Source organism: uncultured Amnibacterium sp. (assembly GCF_964244015.1).
Taxonomy (GTDB): domain Bacteria; phylum Actinomycetota; class Actinomycetes; order Actinomycetales; family Microbacteriaceae; genus Amnibacterium.
Genome location: NZ_CAXTHO010000113.1, coordinates 1 through 9,728 on the forward strand (window position 1 = coordinate 1; position 9,728 = coordinate 9,728).

The 9,728-nt window shown below is 63.0% G+C and carries 7 protein-coding genes; 1 reads left to right on the plus strand and 6 read right to left on the minus strand.

The features are described from left to right. The 6 genes from ACFE67_RS12050 to ACFE67_RS12075 all read right to left on the minus strand — a co-directional run. The coding region (locus tag ACFE67_RS12050) for a tyrosine-type recombinase/integrase (protein ID WP_375407127.1) at positions 1-1,016 on the minus strand (1,016 nt) is incomplete at its 3' end. Positions 1,017-1,188: 172 nt separating this feature from the next. Continuing rightward, on the minus strand, positions 1,189-1,719 hold the full coding sequence (locus ACFE67_RS12055; protein WP_375407121.1) for a hypothetical protein: 531 nt from the start codon (positions 1,717-1,719) through the stop codon (positions 1,189-1,191). Positions 1,720-3,289: 1,570 nt separating this feature from the next. Further along, positions 3,290-5,047 carry an HD domain-containing protein gene (locus tag ACFE67_RS12060; RefSeq protein WP_375407122.1) on the minus strand — a complete coding sequence of 586 codons (1,758 nt, stop codon included), beginning with the start codon at positions 5,045-5,047 and terminating at the stop codon, positions 3,290-3,292. Between the two features lie 363 nt (positions 5,048-5,410). Beyond that, a complete protein-coding gene (locus ACFE67_RS12065; RefSeq protein WP_375407123.1) occupies positions 5,411-6,358 on the minus strand; it encodes an HAD family hydrolase in 948 nt (315 codons plus the stop codon). 524 nt (positions 6,359-6,882) lie between these two features. After that, the gene (locus ACFE67_RS12070) at positions 6,883-7,440 is read right to left on the minus strand and encodes an RES domain-containing protein (RefSeq protein ID WP_375407124.1); all 558 of its coding nucleotides are present in this window, start codon (positions 7,438-7,440) and stop codon (positions 6,883-6,885) included. Then, positions 7,437-7,796: a hypothetical protein gene (locus ACFE67_RS12075; RefSeq protein WP_375407125.1), complete on the minus strand. Its 360-nt coding sequence runs from the start codon at positions 7,794-7,796 to the stop codon at positions 7,437-7,439. Before ACFE67_RS12075 ends, ACFE67_RS12070 begins: the two co-directional genes overlap by 4 nt. A gap of 71 nt (positions 7,797-7,867) precedes the next feature. Between ACFE67_RS12075 and ACFE67_RS12080 the strand changes: the two genes are divergently transcribed. Next, on the plus strand, positions 7,868-9,034 hold the full coding sequence (locus tag ACFE67_RS12080) for a hypothetical protein (protein ID WP_375407126.1): 1,167 nt from the start codon (positions 7,868-7,870) through the stop codon (positions 9,032-9,034). The last annotated feature ends 694 nt before the right edge of the window (positions 9,035-9,728 follow it).

Sequence of the window (9,728 nt, forward strand, 5' to 3'; positions counted from 1 at the left end):
CGCGGATCAAAGCCCCAAAACCCGGATCTGGCCACCCCTGTGATCGAAGTCAGGTTTGAATCGACGATTGCCCACATTTTGCCCACACTTGTGCGCGCCAGGTCCTCATCGAGGCGGATCGCGACGGCGTCGAGATCGTCGTCGAACAGGTCGGCGTAGACGTCGAGCGTCATTGCGGCGGAGGCGTGACCGAGCATCCGCTGGACCGCCTTCACGTTGGCGCCGGAGCGGATAGCGAGGCTCGCGGCGGTGTGCCGGAGGTCGTGCAGCGTGAGCGGCGGAACCCCGGACTCGAGGATCGCATTCCAGAACCATCCCTTGCCCGGTCCATGCACCCGGCGTAGATAGCTGCCGTCGAGGCCGGGAAAGAGCAGGTCGTCGTCGCGCTTGTCCGCACAGGCTCGCGCGATCGCGGGGGAGAGCGACGCCGGGAACGGCACGGAGCGCTGCTTGTGCGACTTCGGTGTGCCGACGATGATCTGTTCGCCGACCTGGACGGCGTTCTGCCGGACGTTGAGTCGCCGCCGGTACGAGTCGACGTCGCCGACCCGAAGCCGTGTCGCCTCGCCCCAGCGCAACCCGCAGTACGCGAGCACCAGGACCAGCGGGCCGAGGTCGCCAGCGGCGATCGCCAGCTCGCTGACCTGGTCGTGCGTCAAGTAGGTGTGCGCCTTCTTGACCTTCCGGGGCATCTTCACGCCGCGGGCCGGATTCGAGAGCATCCGTCGGTCGCGTACAGCGACGTCGAGGATCGCGGCGAGCACACCGTAGGCGCGGATGACCACCGTCGCGCTTCGCCGATCACTCATCTCGGTCACCCAGGCGCGGACTTCGCTGTACCGGACGTCGGAGACGGCGGTCGTACCCCAGCGCGGCTCGACCTGTAGACGCCACGCGATCTCGAGCACACGGAGCGAGGAGGGTTTGAGGTGCGACTGCTGCGTCAGCCACGTAGCTCCGAGCGGCCCGATTGGTTGCCGAGCCTCGGTTGCGTCGACGAACTCGCCGCGGGCCATCGACACCCGGATGGACTCGAGGAACAGCTCCGCCTCGCGCTTCGTCCGGAACCCGCGCTTGTCCGTCTGAGTGTGGTCGGGTTTCCGGTAGCGGACCCGGTACCGCTTGCCGGCCGCCGTCTCGTACGCGGTGATCGTGGGCATCGTTCGACCTCTTGATCTACTCGGCGCTCTAGGGAGCCGACGCAGCGTGCATCGCGCGCACCCGTGCGGGCAGCATCCACGTGGGTAGGGCGTCGCCTTCCCACAGGCCGCGTTGGTCGTAGACCTCTCGTATCTGGACCTGTGGAGCGATGGCGCGGCCCATCGGCAGGGACTCGAGTGCTAGTCGGACGGCTCGAGCGCCCTCGGCGTTGCAGAGATACGTGACCGCCGACATCTCGCGGAGATCGAAGCGGCGCTGGAACGCTTTGAAGATCGACATGTACCCCGGGGTGCGCTTACCCGCCAGTTCCACCTCGACGAGTTCGACCCAGTCCCCGACGAGTGCGACGCCGTCGGCTTGATGTCCTCCGGCGTAAGCGGGCTTGTCATCGCGCTGCCATGCGTACCCAGCGGTCGCGTACCGAGCCGATGCGGCAGCGACGGCGACCTCGTGCCGGGTCGTCTGCCGATATAAGTTCGGCTTCGACAGCCCCGTTCCGGCGTAGGTCACCCACACCAGTGACCCGCCGGCGCCGCCGAGCTGTGCGCGCCCGATCATGCCCGCCGTCTCCATCCGAGCGCACCATGACTGCGCACGTCGCACAGAGACCGGACCGGGCTGGTCGTTCAGCGCCCCGAGAACCCACCGCACCGACTGGACATTCGCGATCCGCACGATCGAAAACCACGTCAGCATCGACTCGTCCCGCGGCATCACCCACACGGTCCGCTCGCCCCGATTGAAGGTCCGCACCATCACCCCACCACTGCCCTCTCGAACCCGCTCCCGCATCACGCACGAGAACACCGCCCTCCGACAGCACCATCACTCCACCGCATCCGCCACCACCCACCCCCGCTTCTGTGACCCACCATCACAACCACTTCCCCACCCCTCCTTCTTCTCCTCGCCACCTCCTCTCTTCTTGCCCTGTCCTGGCCTGCCACCTGTACTTCTGAACCACCCTCAGTCAGCAACGCTTTTCTGCTGAGTGAGGGTGGTTCGGAAGCCGCGTCAGCGGAGGTGGCAGGCCAGGACAGGGCAAGAACCCCGAAACCCGTCGCCGCTCCCTCGCACCCGACGAGGCATGCGACGACGGAGGCTCAGAGTCGAGATGTCTATCGAGCGCAAGCCGAACGATTGGCTCGCGGGCCAACTCCGGGTTCTCTGCGCGGGGGACGACGTTCACGGGGATCGTGAGGCTCGGTACTAGGCTCCGGTGGGCCTGAACGTGCCCGCAGAACCGCCTGGCACCACTAGCCATCTGCATCCGCGATAGTCGAGTCTCCCCCGGGCTGATCCGTCGGCGCGGGCACTTCGACCGACTGATCAGGGCTTGGCAGTACCGCAACCCCCCAGCGACCGACGCCAACCGCCTGAGTCCAGATGTGAGCGCTGTCGAACGCAATCGCGTCGGCTGGTGGCCGCTGGCGAGAGGCGGCTAACTCGAGCGCACGCCGGATGAAATGACCTGAGCCGAGCAGCGAACGCGGGCCAGGGCCCCATGTCGAGTCACTGCTCCACAAGACCCGAAGCGCCGACTCACGTACCCCAGCAGAGCCTCGAACCGACTTCGTGCCCCACTCCAACACAGCTAAGTACAGGGGTCGACCGCCGTCTGTACTCACACGCGCAATTCGTTTTCCCGCGACCTCAACACTTACATTCCCAGAAAGGGCCACATGCGACATCGCTCGAAGGGCTTCTCCTCCATTTGCCCCACCATCTCGCAGACCCGGAACGCTCGCATGAAGAAAAGACCGTGGAACGAGTAATTGGGCGGCCATCTCGTTGCATAGTTCTTCAAGTCTCCAGTATTCCGATCGGGAGGACGGCGAGATGGGGATCTGCAGATCGATTACGCAGTGCGCGATTTCGTGCGCCAGCAGGAATCTCGCCGACGGATCCGAAAAGGGGTTACCCGACTTGCCGAGTGTTACGCGGTAGCCGCCAGGAACCCGCCGTTCGGAATGCCCGAAGCGCGGCCGCACCTTCGGGTCGATCATCACCTCGATATCCAACTGACGAGTAAACCGGGACAAGTCGACTGGCGCGTCAGCAGGTGCGCGCGCTAGAAAGTCGGCACTAGCGTGCCTCGCGAGTTGCAAATGCCGGTCAAACTTGTCGGTTACCGTATGTACTCTACAATCAAGGGTCGGTCGTTCGGAAATGCCCGCCGATCCGCAGCAAGGGTTGGCTGGTTCCGACCTGCAAACACCGGTGTTTCAACTCGTTGGTCGGATTCCCTGAGGTTGGGCATTGTCGCGATAAGCGACTTAGCGATATCTACTGCCTTCTGCTCTGAGTAAACGCCAAGCAGATAATCAAATGTCCGCTCCAGCAGACTCTCCTGTCCGCGTTCGATCAATGTATCCAGCGCTTCCGGTGACACTGCGACGTGCATGTGCCACAATCGTTGAAAGCGAAGGCGCTGGGCGTCGAGATGACCTCCCGTGAGGCCATCCTTGGACCCGTCCTCGTGCTCGGCCAGCGTCTTAACGGAGTCGTCAAGCAGCACCTGCACCTGCGCGACTTTCGCATTCATTTTTCGTCGGGGGCAATACACGGCAAACGAGCCGGGGGGGAAAGCAAATTGCTCTTCAAGTGCGCGAGCAAGATTCAACCGCGCCTGCCCGCCGTCTTCGGCAACTCCGCCCGGAATTGAGAAGGAACGCGTAGCTGGATCAGGGTCGCCGCTGAATCTGCGCATCTGGCTCTCCTGGCCGCTGTCCTTCGGATAGAAAGAGAGTGCGAGTTTATGCAGCTGACGTCGTCGTATGCTGCCGAGAAGTGCGCGAGCGGCCTCAAGCCGACTGCGGCGCTCGTCATCAATCTCCCCGGTCTTGAGCGCTTCAACCGCTTCCTCGTCGAGGAGATCTAAGATCTCGTAATCGTCGCAATCGAGTATCCGCTCGACGAGCGTCGAGAAATAGCTCGGCCCTTCAGAAAGTCTGGCATCCGCGATCTCGGCTACCGCCCGTTCGAGCATCGCGGTAGCATTTAACTTAGTCCGGTGGAAGAGCGCGATTTCGGCGAGCTGGTATCTGCTCTCAAGCAGATCGAGCACACTAGTCACCGCATCGGTACGAGGGCGCTCGGTCGTGCGAAGGTTGAGGACGAGTCGCGAGGTTTCGGGCGCCCCGATGCGGCCCGACACGCTTTGTCGAACTTCTAGATAGTCAAGAAGGCGGAGATCGGGCGCACGAGTCTTCCCGATGTGATGCCAGTCCCGGTGGAGATAATCGAGCAGGTCGGCGCAAAGAGTGTTTCCGATGAGGTCGCGGCAGACGGCGGTGCGGAAAATCTCTGTCGAAGGACTGTTCAGACGTGACTTGCTAATGATGTCGAGCAGAATTTCAGTTGCTTCACGTCCCGGTGCGGCCAGCGCTGCCTCCTTGGCGTAAAGTCTATTAACTAATGCTCGAAGTGATTCGGTGTCTTGCCCGCGCCATGACGTTCGGCCGAAGACCAAATTCAGCCGTTCGTCGGCGTCATGTGGCGCGAGTAGCGCGAGCTCGTCTTCAAAAGTATGTCCGTACGCGAGGTGGCCAATATCGTGCAGCAATGCGCCGAGGCGAGTGAGCTCGCGTTCAGAGGGGCTCAGCGGCGCATCGGGGAGCCACTCCAGCGCATTACTACGAACGTTCTGAGCGCCGAGCACAACCCGGTTTCGCTCTACCGCGTCCATCATGACTGTGACGGCGTGAAGTGTGCCGATCGCGTGTTCAAAACGCTTGTGAGTTGCCCCAGGGAATACTGTGCTGACGAACCCCAACTGATTAATCTCGCGAAGTCTTTGGAAGGCGGGATGATCGATGACTCGTAGTTCTCGGGGTGTCAGTCGCACGGAACCCCAGACAGGTACGAAGACCTCCTTCGACTGCACTTCGTCTGCGGACGGGGGGATGTCGCTGCCAGACGCGCTTCCCATGTCGTTGGTCGCGCGCGGGCCGCGCCCGGACTCCGGGGAAGTCGAGGGAGCCTCACTGGGTCCGGACTCGTCCGGCCACAGAGGAGCGTCCGCCTGGTGGACGGCGAGGTCTGGATCGGTCACGAGACTCCTTGCGTCACCCGCCGGTCGGCCGCCGGCCCGGATTGGCTGAGGCCCATGTGGATCAAGAGCGGTGCCCCCACTTCCACTTGCACCATGGTGGCTCCTCCCGCCGCGGGACTCAAGGGTCGTGGCCACACAGTCGGCCACCGGCCGAGTGGACCCGCCCGGATGCTGTCCGCAGCCGAACCACGGGTGTCAGACGACGTGGCCGCCGGGAGCGCTGATCATTCGCAGCCGTCGATCCCGAGCGTCGCAGATCCGGTCCGCGATATCCCGCAACGACGCGGATAGCCACATGTCCGCCGACAGGCCTTCTTGGTAATCGGCTTGAGCAATGCTGTTGACCCTTCCGTCGTCTTCAAGGCGCTTGACGTTCGGGTAGTTGCGAGCGTCCGTCCAGACTCCAAGCGTGCGTCCCCCGCCACCACCGACCACCGAGAACACGGGTATGTCGCTAGGGCCGTCGGCGACATAGATCATGTTGGCGATGGGCACTCGGCGCTCGTCGGAGTCCATTCGGGCGTTAACGTCGATGCTTGGCTCAACATTTACGCCCTTATTTATCTCGAAGACGGCGCGGGTCTTGGTAGTGTTGTCGAGCACGTACCCAATTTGGGTTGGCTTCTCGGTGAGATCCATCTTGCTTAGCTGCTGCAGGTAGCCCTGCTGTGGAGGGTCCGCCAACAGTTCGCAGGCCCACACGCCGTCGACGTGTTTGAAGATTTGGTTGCCTTCGATCATTTGCCGGAGGCCGGTGGAGACTATGTAGTGCTCCACCTTGAGGTCGTTGTGATTGTATCTTTCGTCGTCCGATACGATGGCGCGCATTCGGTCGAGTAGGTCTGGCATGCCGGGAGCGAGCTCCACGGAGGCACCAAACTCACGGAGCTTCTGATTGGTGAGACCCTCAAACGGGCCGCCATCAATGTAGGTGAGCATATGCCCGAGGTAGGCGGTGTCTTTCGACACCCGCAGGCCCCGTTCGCCATAGTGAGCAACCAACGCGTTCACCTCGCGCCAAAACTCTGCTGCGTCCACGCCGTAGTGGTCGAAGATGGGCTGCTGCATGTAGCCCGGTGTCAAAGTCTTGTCGAAGTCCCAGATGAACGCGATGATATTCTGAGAATTGAGGGCGGGAGGCATTTAGCATCTTTCGGGGCCAGTGAAGCTGTAGGTGTTCGCTTCATTCTTCCACCATCCTTGTAGCGTCGCACTAGCCCCTCGCAAAAATTCGTGTCCTAAGCCCATCTGGGCGAGTGGTGCGAGAACGCTCACTTGCCAGCCCAGGTCGGAAAGAGAGCGCAAGATCGGCCCGAGATGCCTGCATTGCTCTGCATCGTCGGTGATCAATTCGAGCGACCGGTGCCCCTGAATCACTATCGCCTGCTGTCGCCCTGGCTGGACATCTACCAAGCCCGCCCTGGAGCACAGTTCGACGAGGGGGAATACGGCAACATCTGCACCGCTGGCCCGCCAGCGGGTCTCCGCTGCCTCGGCCACTGCTTGATTGGAGCGCCACTCTGCTTCGCCGGTCACGGGGGGAGAGCGTACGGACGCACGGCGACATCAGCGCTTGCGACTACGGCATGGCGGGGGAGCCGTGCTGCATCGGCCGCGCGATCCTCGCTACTCGAGTTGCCGAGCGTCGGTTGAGCGACTACGTGGAGTCACCTATTCAGCGCTTCGTAGCTCTCGACGGTCAAGGGCGATGTCGACAAAATGGCCGTCTGGCCTGGTTCGAGTCGTTGTTCGAAGAGTGCAAGCACGAAGCCCGTGGACGTAGCTGAGGAGGCGACGAGGCCCTGTAGTCCGACAAACCATGCCGCTTGTCCCACCGCCTGACATCGGTTCCAGTCCGATCCGACAACGTCGACCTCCGACAGGCCGACGGCGAGCAGCGCGCCTTCCGACCGCAGATCCAAGAGGCGAGCGTTCTTCACCGAGATCTCGTGGAGCACCCGTGGGACCTCGAGGAAAGCGTGAGTTGGCAAATTCTGGGACAGGGCCACCCGCTCTAGCTCGGCTAGACAGCATTCGAGTGGCGTAGCCAGGTAGACGGTCGAGAACTCATCCTTGGGATTCCACCTACCTCCCATCAGCCGCGCCCCGGCCCCCGACATGGGATCACGTCGAGCCGTCGTGTGACGCCAAGCGCTCGCGCTGACGACTTCGTAACCAGCGTGATCAACGCGCTGCAGCAGATCTTCGTCAAGGTGCCGTCTCAAACGATGACACCCTCCGCGAGTCCATCGATCAGCCCCAGAACCTCTCGGTACCTGCCGTCGTGTATGCGGTGCGCTGGCGACTCGTGGTCTAGCAGTCGGTTGGGAGACAGGATCCACGTATTCGCACGTTCGCGTGGCAATACTTCGGCGAGAGCCTCAGCAACATAGGCCAGTTCAAGGAGGCGCTGCTTGCTCAGCCGTTGCGGCGATGCCGCGCCACTGATCCAGCGCGCGATTGATCGGCCCGAGGCGTCGACGATCGCGCCGACCTCGTCCTGGCTCAACCCGAGGCCCGCGATGATCCCCGCAGCCTTGCCAGCGACCGTGCTAGTTGCTCGAACGGATGCATCCGACACGGCGTGTCCGCCCTTCTGTCACGTTGTCTGTCGTCTAGTTTGGCACACACACCAGCACTCAGGGAGGCGCCATGCCGGTCGAGTTTCAACTCGGCAGCGGAGACCACCGCAAGGTCGAGGAGTTCCTCAGCCGTGATCCTGCGGGAGTCGCGGCGATCACGCTGCACACCAAGCGAGCCTCCTACCAGGATGGTGCCGCTGAGGCGGCTCGAGAACTGGGGATCGACGTACTGTGGGACCCGCGCACCGAGCTGCTGTTTCATCCCGACCCGTCCCGGCGATTGCAGGGACTGCCCGGCGCGACTACCGAGCCACTAGATGTCGACGCGCTGGCGCGGTCCTACGAGGCGCGACTTGATCTCGTCGACGCGGTGCTGGCTGCCCAACCTGATCTCGTGACCGCGGTTACCCCTCCGACAGTGCTTGTTGAGGACGAGCGAAGCGCCCGGCTGGCCGTCGACCTCGCCTACGCGACACGGGTGCTTAGCGACTTGGAGGTCAGACCGCGCGTGCTCCTTGGCTCTCAGGCCTCGGAGGGCCATGTAGAACTCGTGGCGACCGGGCTTGCGGATCACGACATCAACTGGATCGAGCTCAGCTTGTCCCCGCTTCGTCCCGAAACGGACGGTTTGCGGAAGTTTCGCCGGGCGCTCGCCCGCGCGGACGTGTTCACTGGAAAGGGAATACGGGTCACGCTTGGGAACGCTGGCAATCTTGGCCCGACGGCGATCGCGTTAGGGCACGTCGCGAGTTATTCCGTGGGAATTAGCCAGGGAGAACAGTTCGATCACCGGGCGGCTGTGAGCCGGCAGAAGAATCCACCGAAGCCGAAGTTCGACGATGACGGAAAGCCGAGGAAGGGCGCGTGGCACGGCGCATATCTTCCGCCCCTCGCCGCTACGGTCGCCAAGAGTTCGGCTGAGGAACTGCTCCAGCACAGCGACATTCGGACGCGGCTGGGGTGCCGCATCGACAATTGTGCCGACTCCATTCGCGGCCTCCTAGACGACACGTGCACTCACTATCTGCACGCCCGAGCCGACGAGATTGCTCAAGTGGACGCCACGCCCGCTCGTTGGCGCCCAGAGGCCGAGGCGCGACGCCTCCGAAGAGCTCAGGAGCTGCGCGGCCTACTGAACGCGCGCTACCTGCCGGCGGGCCACGTCAAGTTGCCGTTGACGGGGCTGAGTAACTTGCTCGACCTGATCTCGCTCGAGAATGCGGCCATCGCCGCTTAGTCGATCGATTCGGGCTGGGCGTCGCTCTGCCACCGCTTTTCCAGCAAGGAGGTCATCCTTCCTGCCGGTTCGAGCAGCGCGGCTCGGAGGCTCCGGAACTCGAGGAGCGGTGTGAGCAGCAGCCGCGTACTTCGGCGCTGCGGCGAAGGCGGTGCCGCGGCGAGTCGTCTCGTTATCGGGGGAGAAGCTGCAGGGGGTCCGCGTCTGCGGGCGAACCCGATCATCGCGCGGGCTCTCAGTGAGACGGACGGCATCTGCATCGGGGATACCCCCGGTCGGCTTAGCGATCTGCTGGCGAGCCTCCTGCCGAGCTCGACCCGGACGAGGCCGTGGCTCGTGTGGCTCGTGCGCATTGCGGGCCGGATCACCCGCGGCAGTCGAACGGGTGCGAACGCAGGTGGTGTAAGCGCAGACATCATGGCGGCGGGACACGCCGCAGTCCAAGCGCTGATCTACCTGATCGCCTGATGGTGGAAGCGTTTTTCTCAAGCGCTGGCCGGCATCGTCGGAGACTGGCATTTGCCCACACTTTGCCCACAATGCGGAGCGCATCTCTGTGATCGGAGGCGACCGTCTGTGATCGAAACCGCTGATCAGATTGCTCATTCTTCGACTTCGCTCAATTCAATAAAGGGGGCTTCGTGGGTTCGAATCCCACGCCCTCCGCCATCTGCCGCCTGTTGAAATTCTTGGC